This window comes from Bradyrhizobium sp. HKCCYLS3070 (genome assembly GCF_051167575.1).
Classification (GTDB): domain Bacteria; phylum Pseudomonadota; class Alphaproteobacteria; order Rhizobiales; family Xanthobacteraceae; genus Bradyrhizobium.
Map to the genome: position 1 here is coordinate 270450 of NZ_JBNPTI010000007.1, position 26369 is coordinate 296818.

Below are 26369 nucleotides of genomic sequence, written 5' to 3' on the forward strand. Positions count from 1 at the left end.
CGACCAAGACACCAGCGTCGGGGTGTCGGGACCACACGGCTTGACCGTCCGCAGCACGACGTTCGTCCGCACCCCCAAATGAGATGCTGCGTCGCCCCGCGGCCACCGCTCCCCGCCGCAACGTCCCGTGACGATCGCGATGCGCCCCTCTCAGTGCGGGCGGGATGGCGGGAAATGTGGAGGTGATTTGCCCGACGGCGCAAGGGGAATCAGCACGACGGGCAGTCTGTGCAGAGCTGGGATACGCTGGCCGACATACGAGTTGGCAGAAACAGCGCGAGCAGCTCGGAGACATCGCCATTGTTTGACGTATGTATCATTAAATGATACATACGTTGGCACATGATCAGAAGCTTCCGCGACAAGATCACCGAGGCTGTCTTCGACGGCGAGAACCCGAAGGGCTTTCCGTCGGATCTGTCAAAAGTGGCCCGCCGGAAGCTGCGTTACCTCAACGCTGCAGCCGATCTCCGCGACTTGCGATCGCCTCCGGGCAATCGGCTGGAGGCGCTGACGGGGGATCGTCAGGGGCAGCATTCGATTCGCATCAATGATCAATTTCGGGTGTGCTTCGTTTGGACGGCGGAAGGTCCGGCGGACGTCGAGGTCGTGGACTATCACTAAGAGGCACTGCAATGACCAAGAAGCTGAAACCCATGCATCCCGGTGAGGTTCTGCGGGAGGAGTTCCTCGATCCTCTCGGGATCTCCGCGGGCGCTCTCGCCAAGGTGTGTGGCCTGCCGCGGACACGAATCGAGCGGATCGCGAGCGAGCAGAACGGCATCACCGCCGACACCGCGCTTCGGCTCGCCAAGGCGCTCGACACGACGCCCGAGCTTTGGCTCAACCTGCAGACGGACTATGACGTCCAGATCGCGAAGCGCGACCTCGGCAAGACTCTCGACCGGATCGAGACGGTGAACAAGCCGCGAGCGGCGTGACCGGGCCACGGCCGCCGAGCGGTCGCGCACTGCGGCCCGGAGTTTCATGCAGCGTCACCGTAATGCGCAGCTTGAAACTCGCGAGAGCGCGGGTGCTATCAAAACGAAAATCAAAGACGCAATCTCACCCGAGCATCACGACACGCGAACTGACGAAGATGATTGAGGGAGTTTCGACCGTCACGATGTCAGCAATCAGGTCCAAGTTCAGGGCGGACCTCAAACGACCAAGAGAACGAGGCGTGCCGGTGTGCATGTAACGTCGAATTCGTTACCAAGTGTGCACTCCGGAATCACGGTGATTTCCTGAATGCCCTTCTTTTTTGTTGCATGCACGGCCACACTTTGGACACGGCTCTCCGCACCTTATCTCAGGAAACTCCTTCTTGGTTTGTTTCTTTGCAGTGGAGGCCTTCTTGGTAGCGGAGGTCTTCTTTGTAGCGAGGCCGCGTTTGACGTTCCTTTTGGTTGAATTCTTCATTTCAAATACTCTTCATTATTATCGTTGCAACTTTAAGTTCAATTTTGCATTCGCGTATTGATGTAGGTCAATATTTGTCGGGGCAGGGCTAGACGTCGATGTGATCTTTCTCACAGCCCGCCACGCGATGGCGCGTCAATGTCGTCCCGTGTGGTCCTGGCACGCCGAACACGCGAGGTGATGACATGCGCTGGAGTGACTCAGCCAAGGGATTTGCGGTCGTTCTGGTGGTGACCGTCGCGGGGTACGTGTCCACGACCTATGTCGACCACCGGTTTGCCGCGCTTGACGCATCCGCGGATGCGACAACGAGCCCGCCTCCGACATCCTCCGCTTGCGTCGGCGAAGATGGGCGCTGGCACAATTGGCCGTGGGCGAACGTGCCGATGCTCTCGCCGGCATGTCGGCAAAATCGATAGCACGTAGCGGATGAGCGGAGCATCATCCGCCATGCGGGATCATCGATGTCGGCCTGGACCGTCGGCCGCAAGCTCGATGAGCAACCCCTCGCCGATCAAGCTGGTTCACGGCAGGAACGAGCTTCCGCCAGGAATGAGCGCCGACGACTGTTGGCAAGCAGCGTAAGCTGGCGGATGACGCTTCGCTCATCCGCCCTACGAACTACGAACGGTCGGACTCTTTCTGACTCAAAGTCACAGGCATCCCACGGCCGACCGCGAATCCGCCTTTGACTCCAGGTTGTCGAAGTGATCATCTTCTCCATTGACGGGAGAGGCAGGCTCCAGCCAATCACACGCACCCAGGGAGGCGATGATGAACGGCATCAACAACAAGCTCGTGGCGGAGGCGATCGGGACGTTCTGGCTGACGTTCGGCGGTTGCGGCAGTGCGGTGATCGCGGCCGGCGTGCCGGATGTCGGGATCGGCATGCTCGGCGTGGCGCTGGCGTTCGGGCTCACCGTGGTGACCATGGCCTATGCGATCGGGCACATCTCGGGCTGCCATCTCAATCCGGCTGTCACCGTGGGACTGGCGTGTGGCGGGCGTTTCCCGACCGGGCTGATCGTGCCCTACATCATCGCGCAGGTGGTCGGCGCCATCGTTGGCGCGGCCGTGCTGTATGCGATCGCCAGCGGGGCGCCGGACTTCAGCACGGCGAGCGGCTTTGCCGCCAATGGCTATGCGGAGCATTCGCCCGGCAAATATGGGCTCGGGGCCTGCCTGCTCAGCGAGTTCGTGCTGACGATGATGTTCCTGTTCGTCATCATGGGCGCGACCCATGGCAAGGCGCCGGCCGGGTTTGCGCCGCTGGCGATAGGGCTGGCGCTGACGCTCATTCACCTGATCAGCATCCACGTCACCAACACCTCGGTGAACCCGGCGCGCAGCACCGGGCCGGCGCTGTTCGTCGGCGGCTGGGCGCTGGCGCAGCTCTGGCTGTTCTGGGTGGCGCCGCTGCTCGGCGGCGCGGCCGGCGGCTTCATCTATCGCTGGCTGAGCCCGGAGCCGGCCGGCGAGGTGACCGGCGAGCGGACGGGGCAGGGCGCGGTCGCGAAAAGCGCCTAGGAGATCTCCCCACGCAGTTGGATCGGGCCGCGTCACGGCGTGGCCGATGCCGTGGTCGCGCCGCTCTTGATCGCGGTCGGCTCTGCTGGATAATGCGCGCCTTGTCAGCGTGCACGATTTTGCAGGTGTCGTGATGAGCCGGAGGAACAACGAGCCGCTGTCCGATCGGGTCGCCAGGGTGGCCGAGGCGCTGCTGGCCGACCAGCATTACGTCAGCGTCGCCGACCTGTTCTGTGGCCTCGGCTGGCTCGATGCGTCGCTGCTGGAGCAGTGGCGGCGTGGGCAGGTTGGGTCGCTGGAGGAGGTCACACGCTCCGGTCTCCCGCGCATCCAAGGGGCCGAGCCCGAGCGAGACCGCCTATGTCGCACAGACGCCAAGCCGGCAGCCGCTGCGGTTCAGCCGCAGCAATGATCCGCAACTTGAAGAGCTGTTCCGGACGCATTGGGTCTCGCCGGCGCTCTCCGAGAAGAAGCGCGAGCGCGTGGCAGTGAAGGCGAGCCGGGCGCCGGAGCTGGTGGCGATCGCGCCGGCGCGGGACGGCTGGAGCTGTCATCGCTGCGGCGGGACCGGCGATGTCCTCATGATGGAGGATGGCGGTCCGGCGTGTCTCTCATGCGTCGGTCTCGGCGATCTCGTGTTTCTGCCCGCCGGCAACGCGCTGCTGTCGCGGAGGGCCAAGGCGAAGAGCAAACGCCATGCGGTCGTGGTGCGCTTCAGCCGGACGCGCGGGCGCTATGAGCGGCAGGGGCTGCTGGTGGAGCCAGGGGTGCTGGCCGAGCTGGGTCAGGACACCGCGTGAGCACGGCGCAGGACGCGCTGTCGGTCGTCTCCATGATCTCGCCGTGCTACGATGCTCGTCGTCCGCAGGGGCATCCGGTCCGCCCGCTCCGGCGTTCTGCAGCGACAGGTGAGGGCCGCAATGTTCGTCGACTTGCCCGGCCACTGGCCGCATGATCCGAAGCCGGAGCCGCCGAAGCGACGGCTGTCGCCGCGGCGTGAAAAGCTGCTGCTCGTGCTGATCGGCTTCAACATGATGCTGCTTATGGTCGCGCCTATTGGCGGTGCCACGCTGATCCACTGGCTAGTCGCCGTATTCTCGCGCTGACGCGGGAGACGCCGGGCTATCGAGGCCGGCCTACACCTTCATGTCGATCACGGTGCGGCTCATCTCGTCGCTCGCCTTCAGCACTTTCGCGTTCGCGGCGAAGCTGTATTTGGCGACGAGCTGGCTGATCATCTCCTGCGCGAGATCGACATTGGGCGCGGCGACGAGGCCATCCTTGTTGGCGAACGGCGCGGTGGGATCGTAGCTCGCGGACGTACCCGAGCTCGAACGCGTGATGGTCGTCTGCGTGCCGCCGCCGGCGACGTCGCTCTGCACCAGCTCGAGCGGGTCGTAGGCCTTCGGCGCGCCGGCCGGCAGCGTGCCGTCGGCATTGGGCAGCGCGCCCGTGCTCCTGGCATTGGCGACGTTCGAGGCGGACACCTCGAGCCGGCGCGAGGCGGCTTGCATGCCGGAGACTGCGATGGTGGCGGTGGGACTCATGGCGGCGCTTGCTGATGACGTGATGCGCCAGCTAAGCCCGCGGCGCACCAAGCAAGTGTCAAGACCGCCGATGAGACTCGAGCGTCCGGCTCAAGGTTTTGTTCACCATCACGAACTCAACGCGGCCCGTTTGGATCGTCGCGCAGCAGCGCCAAGGCGGTGGGCACATCCATGGCTGCGGAGACGAGCACATATTCGCCGCGTGCCGCGTGGACGCCCCCGGTGACCACGACCGCCCGCTTCGGGCAGAGGCCGAAGCAGCTCGTCGCGATGACGCGGGCGGGCTTCTCGCCTGCGCGGTTGCCGGGGCTGCCGCGGGATTCCAGCGCGTGCTTGAGGGCCTTCTTCAAGGCCTTGTTCAATGCTTTGGGGTCATCGCTGCGCTTCAGGCAATTGCGGCAGACGAACACCGGAGCGGCGCGGTGGGGGCGGACGAGAGAGGGGAGGGCCATGCCCCCGAGCTAAGCGGCCGGCCGAGCCGCCGCATCCCGCGGGGATGCGCAGCCGTCGTGCGCCGAGCGAGGATCCGCGACGCTGGGCGCAACCTGCCGAGATTGGGCTATTGCCCACGATCAGAGCATATGATCTGGTCTGGATGACCCTGCCGCGTTCCTCCTGGGGATGGTGGCGCGCCTCGGTCCCCGGCGCCGTGAGCGCCATGGCATAGTGCAGGCCGATCAGCGTCGGGCCGCGCTCGGCCGGGAAGACGTGTTCTGAAAGGGAGGCCGGCTCGGCGTCATGGCGGGCGACAGCGACAAATCACGGCTCGACGATGCCGCTCGCGCCGGCTGGCTGTACTTCATCGCGGGCCATACCCAGGACGAGATCGCCCGGATGCTGCAGGTGTCGCGCGCCTCGGCGCAGCGGCTGGTGTCGCTGTGCCTTGCCGAGCGGCTGATCACGTTCCGGCTCGAGCATCCGATCGCCTCGTGCATGGCGCTGGCCGCGCAGCTCAAGGCGCGCTTCGCGCTGGTGCACTGCGAGGTGGTCCCGACCGATCCGGCCGCGCCGGCCGGCGCGGCGGGGATCGCCGAACGCTGCGCCAACCTGCTGGAGACGACGCTGCGCGCCGAGACGCCGGTCATCATCGCGCTCGGCACGGGCCGGGCGGTGCGCGCCGCGGTCGAGCGCGTCTCGCCGGTCGACCGGCCCGAGCACCAGATCGTCTCGCTGGTCGGCAACATCCTGGCCGACGGCTCCGCCAGCTTCTTCGACACCGTCGGCCGGCTCGCCGACCGCACCGGCGCGCGGCATTATCCGATGCCGCTGCCGTTCCTGATGGGCACCGAGGACGAGCGCGACCGCATGGTCCGGCTCGATGCCATCGCCAAGGTCAAGGCGGTCGCCGACAAGGCCGACCTCAAGCTGGTCGGCATCGGCCAGATGGACCAGAAGGCGCAGATGCATGTCGACGGCTTCGTCACCCGCGACGAGCTCACCGAGATGATGCGGCTCGGGGCCATCGGCGAGATCACCGGGTGGGCCTATGACGCCAACGGCAGGGTGATCGCCGGCGGCACCAACCGCAGGCTCACCAGCATTCCGCCCGAGGTGCCGGCCCGCGCGATGACGATCGCGGCGGCGCTGGGACCGGCGAAGATCCCGGCCATCCGCGCCGCGCTGACCGGGCGGCTCATCAACGGCCTGATCACCGACGAGGCCACGGCGCGCGCCATCCTGGCGTGAAGGCCCGCGGCGCTGCTGCGCATTGTTCTATCAAAGATCGGATTCCTGTCGCGCCGCACAACCTGTGGGCGCCGGCGCATGCTTGACAAAGCCCGATCAGTGTTGTGAACATCAGCCCAGCCCGTGAGCATATATTCAATAACCGCGGGAATGGGAGGAGACCGTGAAGACCATCTTCACTCGGACGAGCACGCTTGCCGCCCTGCTGGGCGCCGCCACGCTGCTGACACATGCGCCCGCACTGGCGGAGACGAGTCTGACGATCGCCACCGTCAACAACGGTGACATGATCCGGATGCAGGGCCTCACCAGCGAGTTCACCAAGGCCAATCCCGACATCTCCGTGAAATGGGTGACGCTGGAAGAGAACGTGCTGCGCCAGCGCGTGACGACGGACATCGCCACCAAGGGCGGCCAGTTCGACATCCTCACCATCGGCACCTATGAGGTGCCGATCTGGGCCAAGAAGAACTGGCTGGTGCCGCTCGACAAGCTCGGTGCCGACTATGACGCGGGCGACATCCTGCCCAAGATCAAGGACGCCGTGTCGGTCGACGGCAAGCTCTATGCAGCGCCGTTCTACGGCGAGAGCTCGTTCGTGATGTACCGCACCGACCTGTTCGACAAGGCCGGGCTGAAGATGCCGGAGAGCCCGACCTGGGACTTCGTCGTCGACGCCGCCAAGAAGCTGACCGACAAGCAGGGCGGCGTGTACGGCATCTGCCTGCGCGGCAAGGCCGGCTGGGGCGAGAACATGGCGTTCCTGACCGCGATGTCGAATTCGTTCGGCGCGCGCTGGTTCGACGAGAAATGGCAGCCGCAGTTCAACACGCCGGAATGGAAGAAGACGCTGACGACGTATGTCGAGCTGATGAAGGAGGCCGGCCCTCCCGGCGCCAGTTCGAACGGCTTCAACGAGAACCTCGCGCTGTTCAACTCCGGCAAATGCGCGATGTGGATCGACGCGACCGTGGCGGCCTCGTTCGTGACCAACCCGAAGGAGTCGAAGGTCGCCGACAAGGTCGGCTTCGCGCTGGCGCCGAACACCGGCCTCGGCAAGAACGCCAACTGGCTGTGGGCGTGGAGCCTCGCGGTGCCCGCCGGCTCGCAGAAGGTCGAGGCGGCGGAGAAGTTCATCGCCTGGGCGACCAGCAAGGACTATCTGAAGCTCGTCGCGTCGAAGGACGGCTGGGCCAACGTGCCGCCGGGCACGCGCACCTCGCTCTACAAGAACGAGGAGTACCTGAAGGTCGCGCCGTTCGCCAAGCTGACCCTGGCCTCGATCGATGCCGCCGATCCGAACAAGCCGACGGTCAAGCCGGTGCCTTACGTCGGCGTGCAATACGCCGCGATTCCTGAATTCCAGGGCATCGGCACCGCGGTGGGGCAGCAGTTCTCCGCTGCGCTGGCCGGCTCGATGACCGTCGATGCGGCGCTCGCGGCGGCACAGTCCTCCACCGAACGCGAGATGAAGCGCGCCGGCTACATCAAATAGGCGCGCAAAGTTATCAGCTCGACACGAAACTCCTCCCGAGCTGATCACTGGCGGCCATCCCTCCCCACAGGGATGGCCGCATTTTCTCTCCAACGTTGTTCGAGCTCTCGCCCGGACGACGGTGCGCTCCCTCTCCCCGCTTGCGGGGAGAGGGTTGGGGTGAGGGGGACTCTCCACGAATACCGCGCTCGCGGAGAGTCCCCCTCACCCGGATTGCATCTGCCGATGCAATCCTCTCCCCGCGGGCGGGGCGAGGTGCACCGAGCCCGAGGCTTTATTCTCACGGCGGCGTGGTCATTGCGAGGAGCCGAAGGCGACGAAGCAATCCAAAGTCCCCCCGTGATTGTGGATTGCTTCGCTTCGCTCGCAATGACGGCAGTGTTCATCGAGCAAATGGACAGCGGCAATGGCCACCAGACAGACGCAACTCCTCGCCCGCGCGCTGATGTCGCCAGCGGTCATCCTGCTGTTCATCTGGATGATCGTGCCGCTGGCGCTGACGATCTATTTCTCGACCCTGCATTACAGCCTGCTCGATCCCGGCTCGGAGAGCTTCGTCGGCTTCGAGAACTTCACCTACTTCCTCACCGATCCCGCCTTCCTCGCCTCGCTGCAGAATACGCTGGTGCTGGTCGGTTCGGTGCTGCTGCTGACCATCGGTCTCGGCATTCCCCTCGCGATCCTGCTCGACCAGCCCGTGATCGGCCGCAACATCATCCGTCTGATGGTGATCGCGCCGTTCTTCGTGATGCCGACGGTCAGCGCGCTGGTCTGGAAGAACCTGCTGATGCACCCGGTGTCCGGCCTGTTCGCCTGGATCGCGACCTCGCTGGGGCTGACGCCGATCGACTGGTTCACCGACGCGCCGCTGCTCGCGGTCATCTTCATCGTCGCCTGGCAGTGGCTGCCGTTCGCGACCCTGATCCTGCTGACCGCGCTGCAGTCGCTCGACGAGGAGCAGAAGGAGGCCGCCGAAATGGATGGCGCCGGCGCGGTGTCGCGCTTCATCTATCTGACCGTGCCGCATCTGGCGCGCCCGATCACGGTGGTGATCCTGATCGAGACCATCTTCCTGCTCACGGTGTTCGCCGAGATCTTCGTCACCACCGGCGGCGGGCCGGGGTTGCAGACCACCAATATCGCCTTCCTGGTCTATTCTCAGGCGCTGATCCAGTTCGACGTCGGCACCGCCTCGGCCGGCGGCCTCGTCGCGGTGGTCATCGCCAACATCGTCGCCTTCTTCCTGGTCCGCATCGTCGGCCGCAATCTGGAGGCCTGACCATGGCGCGCAAGGTCACCGGACGTCATGTCGCGATCGCGACGCTAGCCGCCTGGCTCGCCGGCTTCGTGATCTTCTTCCCGATCCTGTGGATGGTGCTGGCGAGCTTCAAGACCGAGCTGGAGGCGTTCGCGACGCCGCCGTCGTTCCTGTTCTTCCACTGGACCACCGAGAACTACGTCACCGTGCAGGAGCGCAGCGACTATCTGCACCACGCGCTGAACTCGCTGATCGTCGCCGGCGGTTCGACCCTGATCGCGATGCTGATCGCGATCCCTGCGGCGTGGTCGATGGCGTTTGCGCCGACCAAGCGCACCAAGGACATCCTGCTCTGGATGCTCTCGACCAAGATGATGCCGCCGGTCGGCGTGCTCGTGCCGATCTATCTCATCTACAAGAACTTCGGTCTGCTCGACACCCGCACCGGGCTGGTCTTCATCCTGTGCCTCGGCAATTTGCCGATCGTGATCTGGATGCTGTTCACCTACTTCAAGGAGATCCCGAAGGACATCCTGGAAGCAGCGCGGATGGACGGCGCCACGATCGGGCGCGAGCTGATCTACGTGCTGACGCCGATGGCGATCCCGGGGCTGGCCTCGACCCTTCTCCTGAACCTGATCCTGGCCTGGAACGAGGCGTTCTGGACCTTGAACCTGTCGACCCTGAATGCGGCGCCGCTGACGACCTTCATCGCGTCCTATTCGAGCCCGGAAGGCCTGTTCTGGGCGCGGCTGTCGGCGGCCTCCACGCTCGCGATCGCGCCGATCCTGATCATCGGCTGGTTCAGCCAGAAGCAGCTCGTGCGCGGGCTGACCTTCGGCGCAGTGAAGTAACGAAAGGGCTGACCATGGGACGGATCACGCTGGAAGGTGTGCAGAAATCGTTCGGGCCGGTCCACATCATCAAGGGCGCCGATCTCGACATTCCCGACGGCGCCTTCGTGGTGTTCGTCGGCCCCTCCGGTTGCGGCAAGACCACGCTGCTGCGGCTGATCGCGGGGCTCGAGGACGTCTCCGGCGGACGGATCCTGATCGACGGCAACAATGTCGTCGATGTGCCGCCGGCCAAGCGCGGCCTGTCGATGGTGTTCCAGTCCTACGCGCTGTATCCGCATATGAGCGTGCGCGGCAACATCGCCTTCGGCCTGAAGATGGCCGGGCTGCCCAAGGCCGAGATCAACCAGAAGGTCGAGGCGGCCGCGGCCACCTTGAACCTCACGCCCTATCTCGATCGAAAGCCGCGCGAGCTGTCCGGCGGCCAGCGCCAGCGTGTCGCGATCGGCCGCGCCATCGTGCGCGAGCCCAAAGCGTTCCTGTTCGACGAACCGCTGTCCAATCTCGATGCCGCGCTGCGCGTGCAGATGCGGCTCGAGGTGACGCGGCTGCAGAAGCAGCTCGGCACCACCGCGATCTACGTGACGCACGACCAGGTCGAGGCCATGACCATGGCCGACAAGATCGTGGTGCTGAACGCCGGCCGCATCGAGCAATATGGCTCGCCGATCGAGCTCTATCAGCGCCCCGCCAATCTGTTCGTCGCCAGCTTCATCGGCTCGCCGAAGATGAACCTCATCACCGGCGCGGAAGCGGACAAACACCATGCGACCACGATCGGCGTGCGGCCCGAGCATGTCGCGGTCGTCGACGACGGCGGCGAGGGCTGGCCCGGCAAGGTGGTGATCGCCGAGCATCTCGGCAGCGACACCTTTCTCTACGTCGATGCCGGCGCGCTCGGGACGCTCACCGTGCGCGTCGTCGGCGAGAAACGACTCGGTGCCGGCGACACTGTGACGCTGCGGCCCGAGCCCAGCCGCATCTACCGCTTCGACGAGAGCGGCAATTCGATCTTCGCATGAGAGGTGACGTCCCCTCCGGGCGTCAACGACAACAACGGACCACGACGATGTATCTCGAAAAATTCAAACTGAACGGCAAGACCGCGTTGGTCACCGGCGGCGGGCAGGGCATTGGCCTGGCTTGCGTCGAGGCGCTGGCGGAGGCGGGCGCGCATGTCGTGATCGCCGATCGCGACGCCAAGGCGGCGGCGGACGGGCAGGCGGCGATGAAGGCCAAGGGCTATGACACCGAGACCGCGCTGATGGACGTCACCAACTCGGCTCAGGTCAACGAGGTGGCCGACGATCTGGTCGCGCGCTACGGCGGCATCGACATCCTCGTCAACAATGCCGGCATCGCGCGCAGCGAGACGCCGGCCGAGACCGTCACCGACGAGCACTGGCTGAACGTGCTGGACGTCAATCTCAACGGCACCTTCTGGTGCTGCCGCGCCTTCGGCAAGCACATGCTGGCGGCCAACAGTGGCGCCATCGTCAACATCGGCTCGATGTCCGGCTTCATCGTCAACAAGCCGCAGGAGCAGTGCTTCTACAACGCGTCCAAGGCTGCGGTGCACCATCTGACCAAGTCGCTGGCTGCCGAATGGGGCGCGCGCGGCATCCGCGTCAACGCGGTCGCGCCGACCTATATCGAGACGCCGCTGAACGCCTTCGTGAAGAGCAATCCGCGGATGTACGACGCCTGGATCGGTGGAACCCCGATGGCACGGATGGGGCAGGTCGAGGAGATCGCCTCGGTGGTGCTGTTCCTGGCCTCGGAAGCCGCAAGTTTGATGACCGGCAGCGTCGTCGTTGTCGATGGCGGCTACACTTGCTGGTAAGCTCGCGTCAAAATTGACGGGAGCGAAACATGCGGCAGGCGTTCATCGGTGTCGATGTCGGCACAACCAGCACGCGCGCCGGGATTTTTGACGGCAACGGCCGGCTGCTTGCCGCGGCGCGGCATCCGATCCAGACTTGGCACGAGGCCGGTGATGTCGTCGAGCAGTCGTCCGACGACATCTGGCGTGCGTGCTGCGCGTCGGTCAAAGCCGCGCTAGCGGAGGCCGCGATCGTGCCGGAGCTGATCAAGGGGATCGGCTTCGATGCCACCTGCTCGCTGGTGGTGCTGGACCGCCAGGGCGCGCCGGTCACCGTCAGCGGCTCCGGCGACGCCGGCCGCAATGTCATCGTGTGGATGGATCATCGCGCTCTGGCCGAGGCCCGCGACATCAATGCGACCCAAGACGAGGTGCTGCGCTATGTCGGCGGCTCGATCTCGCCGGAGATGGAGATGCCGAAGCTGCTGTGGCTGAAGCGGCATCTGCGCAAGAGTTTCGATGCGGCCGGCCATTTCTTCGATCTCGCCGACTTCCTCACCTGGCGTGCGTCAGGCTCTCTGGCGCGCTCGATGTGCACCGTCACCTGCAAATGGAATTATCTGGCGCACGAGACGCGCTGGAGCGCGGCCTTCTTTCGCCGTATCGGGCTGGAGGATTTCGTCCGCGAGGATTACGCGCGGATCGGCACCGAGATCGTCGCGCCCGGTACGCCGCTCGGCCGTGGGCTGTCGCAGGACGCGGCCGAACAACTCGGGCTCGTCGCGGGTACGCCGGTCGGAGCCGCGCTGATCGATGCCCATGCCGGCGGCATCGGCGCCATCGGTGGCCGCGCGGCTGACGGCGGGGAGGTCGATGTCTGCGACCGGCTCGCCTACATCATGGGGACTTCGGCCTGCATCATGGCGACGACGCGGGTGCCGTCCTTCGTGTCCGGCGTGTGGGGACCGTATTATCAGGGCATGGTGCCTGGGTTCTGGCTCAACGAGGGTGGCCAGTCTGCCGCGGGGGCGGCGATCGATCATCTGCTGCGCTCGCACCCGGCCGCGGCCGAGGCGACCGCTGCGGCGCGCGCGGAAGGGCTCGACCTGATCACCCTGCTCGAAAAACGGATCATGGCGCGGGTGCCGAATGCCGGCAGCGCGGCGCTGCTGGCGCGAGATCTTCACATTCTCCCGGAATTTCTCGGCAACCGCTCGCCCTATGCCGATCCGGACTCGCGCGCCGTCATTGCCGGCCTCGATCTCGATGCCGATGTCTCCGCGATGGAGCGGCTGTTCATGGCCGGGTTGTGCGGGCTCGCCTATGGCCTTGCCGACGTCATCGATGCCTTCGCCGCCAACGGTGTTACCAGCCGGACGCTGGTCATGGCGGGTGGCGCCTCACGCAGCCCGCTGGTACGCCAGATCATGGCCGATACGACGGGATTGACGGTGGCGCTGCCGGGCACCCAGGAGCCGGTGCTGCTCGGTGCGGCCATGCTCGGCGCGGTCGCCAGCGGCGCTTTCCGCTCGATCGGCGATACGATGGCCTCGATGTCCTCGCTCGGGCGTCTCAGCGACCCGACCGATCCGAACATCGCGGCCTTCCATCGCCGCAAGCGGCGCATCCACGGCTTGCTGCGAGCGCTTGATCGCGAGAGCCGTTCCGTGATGCATGGTGCCGATGAGGAGGCACGCTGATGATCCTGAGCTGCGGCGACGCGTTGATCGATTTCGTGCCGGCCAGATTGGCCGACGGGCGCGATGCCTTGCGGCCAGTGGTCGGCGGCTCCTGCCTGAACGTCGCCGTCGGCGTGGCGCGGCTCGGCGCGCCCACGGGCTTCGTCGGTGGCATCTCGACCGACCTGTTCGGCACCATGATCGCGGCGCATGCCCAAGGCTCGCACGTCGACCTCGGCTGCGCCACGCGCAGCCCGGACCAGACCACGCTCGCTTTCGTGCGCCATGTCGGCAGCGAGGCGCAGTATGCCTTCTACGACGCCGAGACCGCCGCGCGGAAGTGGACGTTCCGGCCGGGCAGTATTGCCTTTGCAGACATCGACGCCATCCATGTCGGATCGACCACGCTGATCCACGATCTCGGTGCCGCGGAGACCCGTGCGCTGATCGCCGCCACGCAGGGCGCGGTGACGATCTCCTTCGACCCGAACTGCCGTCCGAATCTGGTGACTGATAAGGCCGGCTATCGCGCTGACATGGATGGGTTCGCCGCGAGCGCCGACCTGATCAAGATGTCGGATGTCGATTTCGACTATCTGCATGGCCACGACGACTACGCTGCGCGGGCGGACGCGCTGCTGGCGCGCGGCACCAGCCTGGTCGTCGTCACGCGGGGTCCCAAGGGGGCGCTCGGCTGGCATGCGCAGGCCGGCGCGGTCGAGGTCGCGGTCCCCGCGATCGAGGTGGTCGATACGATCGGCGCCGGCGACTCCTTCCAGGCGGGGCTGTTGTTCGCGCTGCGCAAGCTCGGCCGCATTGACCGGGAGGCCCTGAGAGGATTGAGCCAGACCGAAATGCGCAAGGCGCTCGCCTTTGCCGCAGCCTGTGCGGCCGTCACCTGCACCCGCGAGGGCGCCGACCCGCCGCGCTGGGACGACGTGGCTGCAACCTGGGATCGCCTGGGCTGAAGCTCCCCATTGCACTCGTCATTGGGAACTGGTTGGCTGTTCCCCCGTCATATGTGAGTACCGGACGAGGAAGCGCGATCGCGAGACTCCTCTGCCCGGGCCGCGGAAATCTTGACGCGACAAAGAGTTGCAGGGAGGAGAACCATGGCACCCGCCGCACGGACCGAGCCGCTGTCCCGTCACGCGCTGGCCTTCGTGTTGGCTGGCGGACGCGGCAGCCGGCTGCTGGAGCTGACCGACCGGCGCGCCAAGCCCGCCGTCTATTTCGGCGGCAAGTCGCGCATCATCGATTTCGCACTGTCGAACGCCGTCAATTCCGGCATCCGGCGCATCGCCGTGGCGACACAGTACAAGGCGCACAGCCTGATCCGCCATCTGCAGATGGGCTGGAACTTCTTCCGCCCCGAGCGCAACGAGAGCTTCGACATCCTGCCGGCGAGCCAGCGCGTCTCCGAGACGATGTGGTACGTCGGCACGGCCGACGCCGTGTACCAGAACATCGACATTCTCGAGACCTACAACACGAAATACATCGTCGTGCTGGCCGGCGACCACATCTACAAGATGGACTACGAGCTGATGCTCCAGCAGCATGTCGACCAGCGCGCCGACGTCACCGTCGGCTGCCTGGAGATGCCGCGCGAGGAATCCTCAGGCTTCGGCGTCATGCACATCAATGAGGACGACACGATCCGCGACTTCATCGAGAAGCCGGCCGATCCGCCGCCGATGCCGGGCAAACCCGACAAGTCGCTCGCGAGCATGGGCATCTACGTGTTCGACGCCAAATTCCTGTTCGAGGAGCTGAAGCGCGACGCAGCGGACCCGAATTCCAACCATGATTTCGGCCGCGACATCATTCCCTACATCGTCAGGAACGGCCGCGCCGTGGCGCATCAGTTCTCGCGCTCCTGTGTCCGCGCCGCCCACGATCAGGGCAGCTACTGGCGCGATGTCGGAACGGTGGACGCCTATTGGGCGGCCAATCTGGATCTGACGGACGTCGTGCCCGAGCTCGATCTCTACGATCGCTCCTGGCCGCTCTGGACCTATTCTGAGATCACGCCGCCGGCCAAGTTCGTTCACGACACGGACGGCCGCCGCGGCGAGGCGACCTGCTCGCTGGTGTCCGGGGGCTGCATCGTCTCCGGCGCCCAGGTGCAGCGCTCGCTGCTGTTCACCGGTGCTCATCTGCATTCCTATGCCAAGCTGCAGAACGCGGTGCTGTTGCCCTACGTCAACGTCGCGCGCCATGCGCGCCTGACCAACGTGGTGGTCGACCGTGGCGTGCAGATTCCGGAGGGGCTGGTGGTCGGCGAAGATCCGGAGTTCGACGCCAAGCGGTTCAGGACCACGGAGAACGGCGTGACCTTGATTACCCAGCCGATGATCGACGGGCTCAATTCATGACGCCACTGCGCGTTCTGTCGGTTGCCTCCGAGGTCTATCCCATCGTCAAGACGGGCGGCCTCGCCGATGTCGTCGGCGCCCTGCCGTGGGCGCTGATGGCGGAGGACGTCGAGGTCCGCACGCTGATTCCCGGCTATCCCGCGGTCATGAAGGCGCTGGAGCAGGCCAGCGAGATCAGCTCGCTGCCGAACTTCTTCGGCGGCAACGCCCGGCTGCTCGGCGGCAGCCATGGCGCGCTCGATCTGTTCGTGCTCGACGCGCCGCATCTCTACGACCGCGAGGGCAACCCCTATCTGGGGCCCGACGGCAAGGACTGGCCGGACAATGCGTTCCGCTTCGCGGCACTGGCCCGCGCGGCGTCCTATATCGGGCTCGGCGCGGTGCCGGCCTTCGTGCCCGATGTCGTCCACGGCCACGACTGGCAGGCTGGGCTGGTGCCGGCCTATCTGCTGTACAGCCACCGGCCGCATCCCGGCACGGTCGTGACCGTGCACAATCTGGCGTTCCAGGGCCGCTTTCCGCGCCACTTCCTGCCGCCGCTCGGCCTGCCGCCGGAATCCTTCTCGATCTACGGCCTCGAATATTACGGCGACATCAGCTTCCTCAAGGCGGGACTGCAGTTCGCCGACAAGATCACGACGGTGTCGCCGACCTACGCCCGGGAGATCCAGAGCGACGAGCAGGGCATGGGCCTCGGCGGCCTGCTGCGTCAGCGTGCGTCCGACCTCGTCGGCATCCTGAACGGGATCGACACGGCGGTGTGGGATCCCGGCAGCGATCCGGCGATCGCCTCGCATTTCGGCATCGACCGGATCGAGGCGCGGGCACCCAACAAGGCCGCGCTGCAGACGCGCATGGGCCTGCAGGTGGCGCCGGAGACGTTCCTGCTCGGCGTCGTCAGCCGGTTGACCTCGCAGAAGGGGCTCGACCTGCTGCTGTCCTGCCTGCCGACCTTGACCAGTAGCGGCATCCAGCTGGCGCTGCTCGGCGACGGCGAGGCCGAGCTGCGCGACGCGTTCCGTGCCGCGGCCGCGAACGATCCCGGAAAGATCGGCGTCGTCATCGGCTACGACGAGGACTTGGCGCATCTCATCCAGGCCGGCTGCGATGCGCTGGTGGTGCCGTCGCGGTTCGAGCCGTGCGGGCTGACGCAGCTCTGCGCCCTGCGTTACGGTGCGCTGCCGATCGTCACTGCGGTGGGGGGGCTCGCCGACACCGTCATTGACGAGACCGAGGCCGGCGTCGCCGCAACCGGGTTCAAGTGCGCGTCCGTGACAGCGGAGGCGCTCGATCAGACCCTGCGCCGCGCCGCTGCGGCCTTTTACGCCGCGCGCAGCAACGCCTCGAACTGGACCCGCATGCAGCTCAATGCGATGCTGACCGACGTCTCCTGGCGCCACCGCGCCGGCCGCTATGCCGAACTCTACCGGCAGATCGTCGCGCAGCGGCGTCCGGCAGGCTGAGCGCCGCGGCGTACGGGTCGGGAGGCCTATGCCTCGATGAGAACCTTCAACGCATGGGTCTTGGCCGCGGCGCCGAACGTCTCGTAGGCATCGAGGATCTGATCAAGCCTGAAGCGATGGGTGATCAGCCGCTTCGGTTCGAGCTTGCGCGACTGCACCGTCTTCAGCAGCATCGGCGTCGTCACCGTATCGACCAGCCGCGTCGTGATCGCGATGTTGCGGTCCCACAGCTTCTCCAGATGCAGGTCGGCCTTGACCCCATGCACGCCGACATTGGCAATGGTGCCGCCGGGGGCGATGATGTCCTCGCAGGTCACGAACGTGGCGGGCATGCCGACTGCCTCGATCGCGGTGTCGACGCCGCGGCCATTCGTCAGCGCCAGGACCTTCTCGACGGCCTTGCCGTCGGCGTTGTTGACGACGCTGGTGGCGCCGAAGCGGGTGGCGACCTCGAGCCGGTTGTCGTCGAGGTCGATCATGATGATCTCGGCCGGCGAATAGAACTGTGCCGTCAGCAGCGCCGCCAATCCGATCGGGCCGGCGCCGACGATCGCCACCGCCGATCCCGGCTCGACCTTGCCGTTGAGCACGCCGCATTCGAAACCGGTCGGCAGGATGTCGCTCAACATCACCAGCGCATCCTCCTCAGTCCCAGGAGGCACGTGGTAGAGGCTGGTGTCGGCGTGAGGCGTGCGAACATACTCCGCCTGCGTGCCGTCGATCTTGTTGCCGAGGATCCAGCCGCCATGGCGGCAATGCGAATACATGCCGCGCCGGCAATAGTCGCAGGTTCCGCAGGCCGAGATGCAGGAGATGATGACGTGGTCGCCCGGCTTGAACGCGCGCACGGCGCTGCCAACCGCGTCGACCACGCCGACGCCCTCGTGGCCGAGAATGCGGCCCGGTGTACATGTCGGCACGTCACCCTTGAGAATGTGAAGGTCGGTGCCGCAGATCGTCGTCTTCAGGATTTTGACCACCGCATCGCCAGGCTCGATGATGGTCGGCTTCGGGCGCTCGTCGAGAGATTTCTGGCCGGGACCATGATAGACCAGGGCTTTCATGACGTACCTCCGCAGGTTGCTTCCCGGAGGATGGATGGCGCCAGAGAGGTCGCGCGCCGTTGAGGCGTATCAATCCTGGCCAGAGTCCCTATCACTATCGTGTGTCCTGGGTGGCCAGGACGAAAGGCGACGGCGGACGCGCGTCGCGCCTCCAATGCAGTCCAGCCCGGCTCGGATCACATGCGCATCGCTCTGGACGCATCGGTGCGGCTCGCGGATAGTCTCCCGGCTTCCTACAATTCCGCGTGAGATTTCATGACCGACAACCAGCCTTCGTCCGAGTCCTTCGACCTGATCATCCGCGGCGGCACCGTCATCGACGGCACGCGTGCGCCACGCTTCGATGCGGATGTCGGCATCAAGGACGGCCGCATCGTCGCCATCGGCGGGCTTGACGGCCGGCGAGCCAGGCGGGAGATCGACGCCACCGGCCTCATCGTTGCTCCGGGCTTCATCGACTCCCACACCCATGACGACAGCGCCGTGCTGGTCGATCCCGACATGACCTGCAAGGTCTCGCAGGGGGTGACCTCCGTCGTGACCGGCAATTGCGGCGTCAGCATCGCGCCGCTGAAGCCGGGCTCGCCGCGGCCGATGCCGCTCGGCTTGCTATCGCCAAGCGAGGGACAGGTGGTCGAGTATGCCGCGTTCGCCGACTACGTCGCCGCGCTGCGCACGGCGCCCGCGGCGGTCAACGTGGCGCCCATGGTCGGCCACACCGCGCTGCGTGCGTCGGTCGTGAGCGACCTCGGCCGGGCCGCGACGGACGTGGAGATCGCCGAGATGCGCGCGCATGTGCAGGAGGCGCTCGACGCCGGCGCCATCGGCGTCTCGACCGGGACGTTCTATCCGCCGGCGGAGGCGGCGCCGACCGAGGAGATCATCGAGGTGTGCCGTCCGCTCACAGGCAGCGGCGGCGTCTATGCCACGCATATGCGCAACGAGGCGAACGAGGTGATCCAGTCGCTGGAGGAGAGCTTTGCCATCGGCAAGGCGCTCGACGTCCAGGTCGTGATCTCGCATCACAAGGTGGTGGGGCCAGCGAATTTCGGCCGCACCAGGGAGACGCTGCCGCTGATCACGAAGGCGATGAGCTGCCAATGCGTCGCACTCGACTGCTATCCCTACAACGCCTCGTCGACCATGCTGCACACCGACCCGGCCAAGCTGCAGGTCAAGGTCGTCGTCGCGGCCTCCGGACCCCATCCGGAAATGGCGGGTCGGGATCTCGCCGACATCGCCGCGGGCTGGGGCGTCGACCGGCTCGAAGCCGCCAAGCGGCTGCAGCCGGCGTCGGCGATCTACTTCGCGATGGACGAGGCCGACGTGCAGACCATCCTCGCCTTCGAGCCGACCATGATCGGCTCCGACGGGCTGCCGTTCGGCGAGCGTCCGCATCCGCGGCTCTGGGGCACGTTCCCGCGCGTGCTCGGCTACTACTGCCGCGAGCTCGAGCTGTTCTCGCTGGAGACCGCGGTGTGGAAGATGAGCGGGCTGACCGCGCGGAATTTCGGCGTCGAGGGACGCGGCACGATCGCGGTCGGCAACCATGCCGACATCACGATCTTCGATGCCGCCAGCGTCCGGGACAGCGCGACCTATGATGCCCCCTGCGTGCCGGCCGCCGGCATCGAGGCCGTCATCGTCAATGGCGCGCTGACCTGGTGGCAGGGCACGCACCAGAAGGCGCGTGCGGGGCAGGTGATCACGCGCGGATCACGGCGGTGATCTAGCTAGATCGTGAACGGGCGCTGGCTGTCGTACTCACGATCTTCCTTGCCGGTCCTGTAATGGTTCGGCGATTGCGTCGGCAGCATCTTGCGCTGAATCTGAAGGTGGAAATCGTTGTAGTTGCCCTTGAATTGACCGTTCGCCCAGACCAGCAGCAGCGCCGCGGTGAAGACGCTGTTGATGGCGCCATCGAATGACACCTGATTGTCCTGGCAGCCCGAGATCAGACGGATGCTGGCCTTGGCGACATCGCTCGACTCCGCACCCGGCGCGCCCTTTGCGGCCCGGCCGACGGCTTCATAAAATGCGCGGTTCTGCTCATAAGTACGAAGGGCGATATCCTGCGGCAAGAACTTGGGCGCATAGCTGATCCCTTTCGTCGCGGCCCTGCCGGCCACGGCGATATCCAAATTCCCCGCGAAGCCGGCGGCCTGCGCCATCTCGTAGTAGCTCACCTTGGCCACAGTGCCGCTATGGCAGGAATCGGAGAGAATCAGAACACGAACACCATCGGCGATCGCGCCGTACACGCGATAGAGTTCATCATCGATCATCTGTCCGTCATAGAGGCACCAGGTCTCATCGAGTGCGTCGATCTCGTCACCATCGAGGTCCGGAACCTGGCTGCCGTGGCCCGAATAGGTCAGCAGCAGAATGTCTCCGCTGTTCAAGTCGCGGGCGGCCATCGTCAGCATGTCGGTCACGGCGCCGCGCGTGGCCTGCTCGCTGAGCAGAATGCCGGTCCGATAGCCCGCCGTCTTCGCAATCGCCTCCATTGCGCGCGCATCATTCTCACAGGCGTTCAGCTTGCCGTCCCACCCAGCATAGTGCTTCGGATCCAGCCGATTGAGACCGATATGCAGCGAAATGCCCTTGGCCATTTCCGTCCCCCTGATGTCTCGGCTCGCAAACATCAAGCCGGCGGTTCGAGCCGATTGCCGCTTTCCGTGACCACCCAGGCGCAGACCGCGCAGATCGCATCGCCGTAGTCGCCGTGCCAACGGCAGTTCGCGCGGATCGAACACCGCGGCAGCGCCACGGTCCGCTCATTCGGCAAGAGCTCCAGCCCGTGCTCGTTCAGGATCTTGGCGACGCCACAGCGCTTGCCGTCCCACTTTCCGCAGCCGCGCGCGAGGCACGGCGACGAGAAGCGGAAGCGCTGTTCCGGCGGACGTCCCTGCCGGGCGATCGCGACGAAGGCGGCGTCGACCTCGAAGCGCTCGGGAATGAAATCGATCCGGCCCTCGGCATTGACGATGCCGAGCAGCGTGTTGCCGTCGGCGCAGCGCGAACTCGGGCACATCGGCACCGACTTCGGCTTCACGGATGCTGCATCGGACATCGCCTGAACGCCTCTCGATTAGCTCTCGCCTCGCCCGGCTTGCTTGGTCTGGACATCGCCGTGATCCGAACGTGTGCCGGGCATTCGACCGCACTCAGGGATTATCCGGCTTCGGTCGATAGACAGCTCCGTAAATGTGGGAGCCAGGTCCCGCTCCGAACGCCTTGATCTGCGACAGCGGCGTCGCAACCATGTCGCCGCGCGTATCGAGCTTTGCGATTTCAGCCGTCACCGCCTTCTGAATGGCTTGCTCGATCTCAGACTTCAACTGGCCGGAGAGCGGACCGCCATCGATCTGAGCGACGAAGCGCTCCATCTCCGGCGCGGGCGCCGCCTTGGCGCCTCCACGCTTCGCAATCTCAGCGTCCAAAGCGGCCAGCGCCGCAACAAGATCACCCTGGACGCCGACGATCTGGCGCGCATGGTCGCGCAACGACACCAGATCGTCGATGGATGCGGGCCCTTTGACGGCCGCCGCCAACGCGTTGCCAATGGCAACGCCATAGACCATGATTGCTCCACCGGCGAAGGATGCGATTCCGCCAGCCGTACTCTTCTCGGTCATGATGTCGCCCTCCAAACCTTCAAGGCGCTGACTGAAGATCGATCGTGGCGATCAGACCCGCAGTGGCGCCGCCGTGCGTTCCCCCGAACGATTGGATCTGAGACAACGCCGTGATCTTCAGGTCGCCGCCGCTATCGTGAGCGGCAATGGCAGCCTTCACCGCATTATTCACGGCCTGCTCGATGCTCTGTCTCGCCTGTGGTTCGATCGGAAGGCCGGTGATCTGCACGGTGAAGCGTTCGGATGGCACCACCTCGACAGGCGCCGCGCCCTTGGCGGCCGCCTGTCCGCCGCGCTTGACGATTTCCTTGTCGAGCGCGTTCACCGCAGAAACCAGATCGCCTTGAGCGTCGACGATCGCCTTCGCGTGCGAGCGCAATGTGACCAACTCGTCCAGAGTGATACCGCCACTTGCGAGCGCATTGCCGATCGCAAGGCCGTACAGAGGCACCACTCCGCCTGGAACGCCTTCCTTCGCCAAATTCGCCTCCCTCGTCCTCTATACAATCTAAGGTTAGTATTTTACGATACCAATCGTCAACGATGTCGCGGCAAATTTCATGTTCTCTCGTGTACCCCACGCCGATACCGAGATGCCGGTCCGATCAATCCCTTCCGGCGGCTTGCCTACCGCTCAACCGCGCTATGTGGTCTGGGAGATCACGCTCCTCTGCAACCTGAAGTGCAGCCATTGCGGGTCCCGGGCCGGCGCACCTCGCAATGACGAACTGACCACCGCGGAATGCATCGCTCTGATTGGCGAACTTGCGCGCGCTGGCACCAAGGAGATCGTTCTGATCGGCGGCGAAGCTTACCTCCGCCCCGATTGGCTGGTCCTCGTCGAGGAGATCACTCGCAACGGCATTGTCTGCGGCCTGCAGACCGGCGCCCGGGCACTCACGGAAGCGAAGATCGAAGCAGCCGCGCGCGCCGGACTCAAGACCGTCGGCGTTTCCATCGACGGCCCGGCCGCTACACATGATCGGCTCCGCGGTATCAAGGGCAGCCACGGCCAAGCGGTGGCCGCGATCCGGAACGCGCGAAAGCATGGGCTGATGGCGACCGCCAACTCGCAGGTCAATCGTCTTACCCTGGGCGGCCTGCGCGACATTTTCGATACGATCATCGACGCCGGGGCCTCCGCCTGGCAGATTCAGCTCACCGTGCCCATGGGCAATGCGGCCGATGCTCCATCCTTGCTGCTGCAGCCCTTCGATCTCGCTGCGCTGATGCCGGAGCTGTTTGCACTGTTCGAAGAGGGCCTCGATCGCGGCCTGCAGCTTATGCCCGGTAACAACATCGGGTATTTTGGCCCATACGAAGCGGCTTGGCGCAGTACCTCCGGACGATTCGAATACTACGGCGGCTGCCAGGCCGGACGGGCTGGCCTGGGAATCGAGGCTGACGGCGCCATCAAGGGCTGCCCGTCGCTCCCCACGGCCGCCTATGTCGGCGGCAATATCCGCGATCGATCATTTACCGACATCTGGAACGACAGCGCCGAACTGCGTTTCATGCGCGATCTCGACGAGAGCCGCGGGCGCCGCTGGGGGTTCTGCGCCAAATGCTACTACGGTCCGATGTGCCGCGCCGGGTGCAGTTGGACCACGCACGTGCTGTCGGGACGGCCTGGCAACAATCCGTTCTGCCACTACCGGGTATTGCGGCTGGCCGAACGCGGCTGGCGCGAGGTGATCGTGCAGCGGACGAGGCCATCGGGACGACAGCCGTTCGACCATGGCTGCTTCGACATCATGATCGAGGACGCCCACGGCCGCCGATACGGCCAGGAAGTGTACGCGAGCGACGAGTTCCAGGATCTCGCGCCTGACGCGGCGGCGAGGCTGGACCAGCTGCTGCTCTGCGAGTCCTGCAAGCACTTCTTCTATCAGGGAGAGCCGGAATGCCCGCATTGCCACGCAGGCGCGGACGCAACGAACAGTGCCGATGATCACGTGCGGGTCGTGCAACGCGTCATGCAGCACCACAACGAGATCGAACAAATCCTGCGCCGTATCGCGGCGCCCGCCTGACCGAAGGGCGCCTCCGCAGGTTGAGCGGAGTCGTTCGTCGGTACCTGCGGCCGCGGGAAGGCGCTGGCGAAAGTCGTCTGGTCCAATCAAACCCAACCGAGGAGAGTATCCCATGAATGCAAATGAAGACGTCAGAGCCGCGCTGGCGAACATTCCCGTGTCCTGGCTGCACATGCCGGCTCTGGCGTTCGCTGAAGCAGGAGCAGCGGGCGCGAAGGAATTCGGTCCGAAGATCGCGCCCGCCGTGCTGGCGCTCGGCGCTGCAGCCGCAGGAGCGATCATCGGCGGTGGCCTGCAACTCACGCATCAATACCTTCACGACAGCAAAGCCGGACCTGTATCGTATCAGGGCATCGACAAGGTGATCTGCACGGCGACCTTCGCCGAGATCGAAGCAGCCGCAACGCGCATCTACCAGGAGTCCGCCCAGGCCAAGGACGGCAATGCGCTGCAGCAGATCATCGATACTGCGGCAGGCGCGAAGTTCGTTCCGGCGCTGGCGCCCGTTGCCGGAGCGGCGGCGGCCTTCATTGCCGGTGTCTATGCCGGTGCTGCGGCGGCACGTCACTGATCAACAGTGAAACTGATCAACGCTGAAGGCGGCGCGCGGCTTGCCCGTGCGCCGGTTTCACCGGCGCGGCACCGCATGATGCCGACCGAGTCGACGGGCGGCTTTGGCCCCCCCGGGCATCGTGGACGGCGCGTGCGCCAGACCCGCCGCTACCAGTGGCGGCAAACCGTTCCGGTCGCAGCATAGCTCAGCGGAATGGCGATGGGCCTGAGTTTTCTTACTCGTTCGTCCATTTGAGCCTTGGCGGATTTGCCGAGTTCAAAATGCCCGCCCCGCGGCGCGCGGTGGCCTATCCATCCAATTGGCGATCCAATTTTGGCGTCGGCACCAGCATGAACAGGCGTAGCCTGGATCGCTAGCTAAGCCGCTGCAGCCATCGCGCGCGCGAATTCCGGATAGCATTCGGCGAGCTCGTCGAGGATCCGGCCGCGGATCAGCTCGACCGTCGCCCGGTCCGGCGCGGGCGTGGGCGGCACGATCTCCGGCACCGTATAATCGAATCCGGTGCGATCGCGCACGTCGTCGGCGGAGTAGCCCGGGTGCACCGAGCGCAGCCGGAAGCTGCCGCGCTCGCGGTCGAAATCGAACAGCGCCAGATTGGTCAGCAGCGCCTGCGGGCCGCCGCGCCGCTTCACCTCCGGCGTGGTCGCGGCGGCGCTGACGAAATCCACCTTCGGCACCAACACGCGCGGCGAATGCTCTTCGCGAAACAGGATCACCCGCGGAATGAGATGGTAGAGATAGGCCGAGCCGAACGAGCCCGGCCAGCGCACATCCATCCGCGGATAGTCGCCGGTGCCGACCAGGTTGATGTTGCCGCTGCCGTCGATCTGACCGCCGCCGAGAAAGAACGCGTCGACGCGGCCCTGCGCGGCGCAGTCGAACAGCTCGACGCCGCCATTGGTGAAGAAATTGTGCCGGCTCGAGCCGAGGATCGAGATGCGGACCGGCGGCTTGCCCGCTTGCGCGTTCCGTGCGCGCAGCAGCATCGCGCCGGCCGCCGGGATCGGCGACGAGGCGCCGACAGCGACATGGCGGATGCCATCGAGCAGGTCGGCGATGGTGGTGATCAGCAGCTCCTTGCGCGCGCGTTCATCGTGCATGGTCATGCCACCTGCTTGCTGCGGGCCAGGAAGGCGGAGAGATAGCTGCGAAAGCCCTCGTTGGTGCGCGCCATCGCGGCGTAGCGCGCCAGCTCGGCGCCATCGGTCTCGTATTCGTCCCACAGCGGCAGCGGCCAGGCCCCGTTCGCGGCCACCGCGATGGCATCGACATACAGCGCCGGCAGCACGCCGGCCGCCGAGTCTTCGGTCGCCATCAAATCGCGATCGACGATGCGCTCGACGGTGACCAGCGTGCGCTTCGCCGCATAGGCCATCGTCGCCAGCTCGCGGTAGCGACCGATGCGGACATTGCCGAAGCGGTCGGCCTCGGGCGCATGAAACAGCGCCACGTCGGGCGTGATCGCCGGCACCACGACCACCTTGCCGGGCTCGCCGACCGGACTGTCGATCACCTTCCAATCGGGGCGGACCTGCAGCAGATCGCTGCCGATGATGCCGGCGATCGGCATGAACGGCACGCCCTTCTGCCCGGCCAGCAGGCCGGCATGGATCGCAGGGCAGGTGGCATCGCGCAGGCGGATGCTGCCGTCGCGCACGGCCGAGACGAAGCGCGGTGCGCCGCCGGCCTCGCCGAGCGAGACGGCGCTGGTTTCCACCACCGCGGCCACGCCGGCGCCGATCAGCAGATCGGCCTGGAGGCCTGATATCGGCACGCAGACGAGATGCAGTCCGGTGAGGCCGGCCTCGATCATGGCCGCCGTCGCCGCCATCGAGACGCCGGCACGGTCGACCGGGATCGCGATCGATTGCCCCGGTGCGATGGATGCGACGAGCGCCCCCAGACCGACCATCTCCGTCATCGGCGTAT

General features: G+C 65.8%; 28 protein-coding genes. 19 read left to right on the top strand and 9 right to left on the bottom strand.

What is annotated here, in order from left to right; genetic code table 11:
* Positions 1-342 precede the first annotated feature (342 nt).
* From ACQR03_RS22640 to ACQR03_RS22665, 6 genes are all read left to right on the top strand, one after another.
* Positions 343-624 (top strand): type II toxin-antitoxin system RelE/ParE family toxin, encoded by a 282-nt coding sequence (locus ACQR03_RS22640; protein ID WP_315751358.1) that lies wholly within the window; start codon positions 343-345, stop codon positions 622-624.
* An 11-nt stretch (positions 625-635) separates the two neighbouring features.
* Positions 636-941, top strand: a complete 306-nt coding sequence (locus tag ACQR03_RS22645; protein WP_315751360.1) for a HigA family addiction module antitoxin — start codon at positions 636-638, stop codon at positions 939-941.
* A gap of 1255 nt (positions 942-2196) precedes the next feature.
* Complete coding sequence (gene aqpZ, locus ACQR03_RS22650; RefSeq protein ID WP_315826528.1) at positions 2197-2949, top strand: aquaporin Z; 753 nt, start codon at positions 2197-2199, stop codon at positions 2947-2949.
* Between the two features lie 133 nt (positions 2950-3082).
* The gene (locus ACQR03_RS22655; protein WP_315826529.1) at positions 3083-3361 is read left to right on the top strand and encodes a hypothetical protein; all 279 of its coding nucleotides are present in this window, start codon (positions 3083-3085) and stop codon (positions 3359-3361) included.
* A gap of 70 nt (positions 3362-3431) precedes the next feature.
* Positions 3432-3749: a hypothetical protein gene (locus ACQR03_RS22660; RefSeq protein WP_315826530.1), complete on the top strand. Its 318-nt coding sequence runs from the start codon at positions 3432-3434 to the stop codon at positions 3747-3749.
* Between the two features lie 120 nt (positions 3750-3869).
* Positions 3870-4055, top strand: a complete 186-nt coding sequence (locus tag ACQR03_RS22665; protein ID WP_315751364.1) for a hypothetical protein — start codon at positions 3870-3872, stop codon at positions 4053-4055.
* A 30-nt stretch (positions 4056-4085) separates the two neighbouring features.
* Here the strand turns inward: ACQR03_RS22665 and ACQR03_RS22670 are convergent, their stop codons facing one another.
* Together ACQR03_RS22670 and ACQR03_RS22675 are read right to left on the bottom strand one after the other, a co-directional pair.
* Complete coding sequence (locus tag ACQR03_RS22670; RefSeq protein ID WP_315716344.1) at positions 4086-4496, bottom strand: flagellar basal body rod protein FlgC; 411 nt, start codon at positions 4494-4496, stop codon at positions 4086-4088.
* 116 nt (positions 4497-4612) lie between these two features.
* Positions 4613-4858 carry a hypothetical protein gene (locus tag ACQR03_RS22675; RefSeq protein WP_315826531.1) on the bottom strand — a complete coding sequence of 82 codons (246 nt, stop codon included), beginning with the start codon at positions 4856-4858 and terminating at the stop codon, positions 4613-4615.
* A 376-nt stretch (positions 4859-5234) separates the two neighbouring features.
* On the opposite strand from ACQR03_RS22675, the gene ACQR03_RS22680 reads away from it, so the two are divergent.
* From ACQR03_RS22680 to glgA, 10 genes are all read left to right on the top strand, one after another.
* Positions 5235-6182 (top strand): sugar-binding transcriptional regulator, encoded by a 948-nt coding sequence (locus ACQR03_RS22680; protein WP_315826532.1) that lies wholly within the window; start codon positions 5235-5237, stop codon positions 6180-6182.
* A gap of 163 nt (positions 6183-6345) precedes the next feature.
* The gene (locus ACQR03_RS22685; RefSeq protein ID WP_315716341.1) at positions 6346-7677 is read left to right on the top strand and encodes an ABC transporter substrate-binding protein; all 1332 of its coding nucleotides are present in this window, start codon (positions 6346-6348) and stop codon (positions 7675-7677) included.
* 406 nt (positions 7678-8083) lie between these two features.
* Entirely contained in the window at positions 8084-8956 is an 873-nt protein-coding gene (locus ACQR03_RS22690; protein ID WP_315826533.1) for a carbohydrate ABC transporter permease, read from the top strand.
* 2 nt (positions 8957-8958) lie between these two features.
* Positions 8959-9789: a carbohydrate ABC transporter permease gene (locus tag ACQR03_RS22695; protein ID WP_315716339.1), complete on the top strand. Its 831-nt coding sequence runs from the start codon at positions 8959-8961 to the stop codon at positions 9787-9789.
* A gap of 14 nt (positions 9790-9803) precedes the next feature.
* Positions 9804-10811, top strand: coding sequence for an ABC transporter ATP-binding protein (locus ACQR03_RS22700; RefSeq protein ID WP_315716338.1), 1008 nt, complete (start codon positions 9804-9806; stop codon positions 10809-10811).
* Between the two features lie 47 nt (positions 10812-10858).
* On the top strand, positions 10859-11632 hold the full coding sequence (locus tag ACQR03_RS22705) for an SDR family NAD(P)-dependent oxidoreductase (protein WP_315716337.1): 774 nt from the start codon (positions 10859-10861) through the stop codon (positions 11630-11632).
* Between the two features lie 29 nt (positions 11633-11661).
* Positions 11662-13311: an FGGY-family carbohydrate kinase gene (locus ACQR03_RS22710; RefSeq protein ID WP_434841894.1), complete on the top strand. Its 1650-nt coding sequence runs from the start codon at positions 11662-11664 to the stop codon at positions 13309-13311.
* Entirely contained in the window at positions 13311-14258 is a 948-nt protein-coding gene (locus ACQR03_RS22715) for a carbohydrate kinase family protein (protein ID WP_434841895.1), read from the top strand. Before ACQR03_RS22710 ends, ACQR03_RS22715 begins: the two co-directional genes overlap by 1 nt.
* 144 nt (positions 14259-14402) lie before the next feature.
* On the top strand, positions 14403-15668 hold the full coding sequence (gene glgC, locus ACQR03_RS22720; protein ID WP_316175700.1) for a glucose-1-phosphate adenylyltransferase: 1266 nt from the start codon (positions 14403-14405) through the stop codon (positions 15666-15668).
* Positions 15665-17131 carry a glycogen synthase GlgA gene (gene glgA / locus ACQR03_RS22725; protein WP_316185479.1) on the top strand — a complete coding sequence of 489 codons (1467 nt, stop codon included), beginning with the start codon at positions 15665-15667 and terminating at the stop codon, positions 17129-17131. Before glgC ends, glgA begins: the two co-directional genes overlap by 4 nt.
* Before the next feature lie 26 nt (positions 17132-17157).
* Here glgA and ACQR03_RS22730 read toward each other — a convergent pair whose 3' ends face one another.
* Positions 17158-18195: a zinc-dependent alcohol dehydrogenase family protein gene (locus ACQR03_RS22730; RefSeq protein WP_315826538.1), complete on the bottom strand. Its 1038-nt coding sequence runs from the start codon at positions 18193-18195 to the stop codon at positions 17158-17160.
* Positions 18196-18450: 255 nt separating this feature from the next.
* On the opposite strand from ACQR03_RS22730, the gene ACQR03_RS22735 reads away from it, so the two are divergent.
* Positions 18451-19923 (top strand): N-acyl-D-amino-acid deacylase family protein, encoded by a 1473-nt coding sequence (locus ACQR03_RS22735; RefSeq protein ID WP_434841896.1) that lies wholly within the window; start codon positions 18451-18453, stop codon positions 19921-19923.
* Between the two features lie 5 nt (positions 19924-19928).
* Here ACQR03_RS22735 and ACQR03_RS22740 read toward each other — a convergent pair whose 3' ends face one another.
* The 4 genes from ACQR03_RS22740 to ACQR03_RS22755 form a co-directional block, all read right to left on the bottom strand.
* Positions 19929-20807, bottom strand: coding sequence for a caspase family protein (locus ACQR03_RS22740; RefSeq protein WP_434841897.1), 879 nt, complete (start codon positions 20805-20807; stop codon positions 19929-19931).
* Between the two features lie 32 nt (positions 20808-20839).
* The gene (locus ACQR03_RS22745; protein ID WP_315826541.1) at positions 20840-21268 is read right to left on the bottom strand and encodes a hypothetical protein; all 429 of its coding nucleotides are present in this window, start codon (positions 21266-21268) and stop codon (positions 20840-20842) included.
* Between the two features lie 94 nt (positions 21269-21362).
* On the bottom strand, positions 21363-21848 hold the full coding sequence (locus ACQR03_RS22750; protein WP_434841898.1) for a hypothetical protein: 486 nt from the start codon (positions 21846-21848) through the stop codon (positions 21363-21365).
* 4 nt (positions 21849-21852) lie between these two features.
* Complete coding sequence (locus ACQR03_RS22755) at positions 21853-22314, bottom strand: DUF1843 domain-containing protein (protein ID WP_434841899.1); 462 nt, start codon at positions 22312-22314, stop codon at positions 21853-21855.
* Positions 22315-22393: 79 nt separating this feature from the next.
* On the opposite strand from ACQR03_RS22755, the gene ACQR03_RS22760 reads away from it, so the two are divergent.
* Together ACQR03_RS22760 and ACQR03_RS22765 are read left to right on the top strand one after the other, a co-directional pair.
* Positions 22394-23866 carry a radical SAM protein gene (locus tag ACQR03_RS22760; RefSeq protein ID WP_434841900.1) on the top strand — a complete coding sequence of 491 codons (1473 nt, stop codon included), beginning with the start codon at positions 22394-22396 and terminating at the stop codon, positions 23864-23866.
* 112 nt (positions 23867-23978) lie between these two features.
* Positions 23979-24437, top strand: a complete 459-nt coding sequence (locus tag ACQR03_RS22765) for a hypothetical protein (RefSeq protein ID WP_315716325.1) — start codon at positions 23979-23981, stop codon at positions 24435-24437.
* Positions 24438-24796: 359 nt separating this feature from the next.
* Here the strand turns inward: ACQR03_RS22765 and ACQR03_RS22770 are convergent, their stop codons facing one another.
* Complete coding sequence (locus ACQR03_RS22770) at positions 24797-25546, bottom strand: CoA-transferase (RefSeq protein ID WP_316175704.1); 750 nt, start codon at positions 25544-25546, stop codon at positions 24797-24799.
* A complete protein-coding gene (locus ACQR03_RS22775) occupies positions 25543-26361 on the bottom strand; it encodes a CoA transferase subunit A (RefSeq protein ID WP_434841901.1) in 819 nt (272 codons plus the stop codon). Before ACQR03_RS22775 ends, ACQR03_RS22770 begins: the two co-directional genes overlap by 4 nt.
* Positions 26362-26369: the final 8 nt, after the last annotated feature.

Bases quoted from the DNA above. Each gene is read 5' to 3' on its own strand.
- ACQR03_RS22730 (WP_315826538.1), bottom strand. From the start codon at position 18,195: ATGAAAGCCCTGGTCTATCATGGTCCCGGCCAGAAATCTCTCGACGAG.
- ACQR03_RS22735 (WP_434841896.1), top strand. From the start codon at position 18,451: ATGACCGACAACCAGCCTTCGTCCGAGTCCTTCGACCTGATCATCCGC.
- ACQR03_RS22670 (WP_315716344.1), bottom strand. From the start codon at position 4,496: ATGAGTCCCACCGCCACCATCGCAGTCTCCGGCATGCAAGCCGCCTCG.
- ACQR03_RS22775 (WP_434841901.1), bottom strand. From the start codon at position 26,361: ATGACGGAGATGGTCGGTCTGGGGGCGCTCGTCGCATCCATCGCACCG.
- ACQR03_RS22640 (WP_315751358.1), top strand. From the start codon at position 343: ATGATCAGAAGCTTCCGCGACAAGATCACCGAGGCTGTCTTCGACGGC.
- ACQR03_RS22765 (WP_315716325.1), top strand. From the start codon at position 23,979: ATGAATGCAAATGAAGACGTCAGAGCCGCGCTGGCGAACATTCCCGTG.
- ACQR03_RS22740 (WP_434841897.1), bottom strand. From the start codon at position 20,807: ATGGCCAAGGGCATTTCGCTGCATATCGGTCTCAATCGGCTGGATCCG.
- ACQR03_RS22760 (WP_434841900.1), top strand. From the start codon at position 22,394: ATGTTCTCTCGTGTACCCCACGCCGATACCGAGATGCCGGTCCGATCA.
- ACQR03_RS22695 (WP_315716339.1), top strand. From the start codon at position 8,959: ATGGCGCGCAAGGTCACCGGACGTCATGTCGCGATCGCGACGCTAGCC.
- ACQR03_RS22700 (WP_315716338.1), top strand. From the start codon at position 9,804: ATGGGACGGATCACGCTGGAAGGTGTGCAGAAATCGTTCGGGCCGGTC.
- glgA (WP_316185479.1), top strand. From the start codon at position 15,665: ATGACGCCACTGCGCGTTCTGTCGGTTGCCTCCGAGGTCTATCCCATC.
- ACQR03_RS22745 (WP_315826541.1), bottom strand. From the start codon at position 21,268: ATGTCCGATGCAGCATCCGTGAAGCCGAAGTCGGTGCCGATGTGCCCG.
- ACQR03_RS22655 (WP_315826529.1), top strand. From the start codon at position 3,083: ATGAGCCGGAGGAACAACGAGCCGCTGTCCGATCGGGTCGCCAGGGTG.
- ACQR03_RS22770 (WP_316175704.1), bottom strand. From the start codon at position 25,546: ATGACCATGCACGATGAACGCGCGCGCAAGGAGCTGCTGATCACCACC.
- ACQR03_RS22680 (WP_315826532.1), top strand. From the start codon at position 5,235: ATGGCGGGCGACAGCGACAAATCACGGCTCGACGATGCCGCTCGCGCC.
- aqpZ (WP_315826528.1), top strand. From the start codon at position 2,197: ATGAACGGCATCAACAACAAGCTCGTGGCGGAGGCGATCGGGACGTTC.
- ACQR03_RS22705 (WP_315716337.1), top strand. From the start codon at position 10,859: ATGTATCTCGAAAAATTCAAACTGAACGGCAAGACCGCGTTGGTCACC.
- ACQR03_RS22645 (WP_315751360.1), top strand. From the start codon at position 636: ATGACCAAGAAGCTGAAACCCATGCATCCCGGTGAGGTTCTGCGGGAG.
- ACQR03_RS22715 (WP_434841895.1), top strand. From the start codon at position 13,311: ATGATCCTGAGCTGCGGCGACGCGTTGATCGATTTCGTGCCGGCCAGA.
- ACQR03_RS22665 (WP_315751364.1), top strand. From the start codon at position 3,870: ATGTTCGTCGACTTGCCCGGCCACTGGCCGCATGATCCGAAGCCGGAG.
- glgC (WP_316175700.1), top strand. From the start codon at position 14,403: ATGGCACCCGCCGCACGGACCGAGCCGCTGTCCCGTCACGCGCTGGCC.
- ACQR03_RS22690 (WP_315826533.1), top strand. From the start codon at position 8,084: ATGGCCACCAGACAGACGCAACTCCTCGCCCGCGCGCTGATGTCGCCA.
- ACQR03_RS22710 (WP_434841894.1), top strand. From the start codon at position 11,662: ATGCGGCAGGCGTTCATCGGTGTCGATGTCGGCACAACCAGCACGCGC.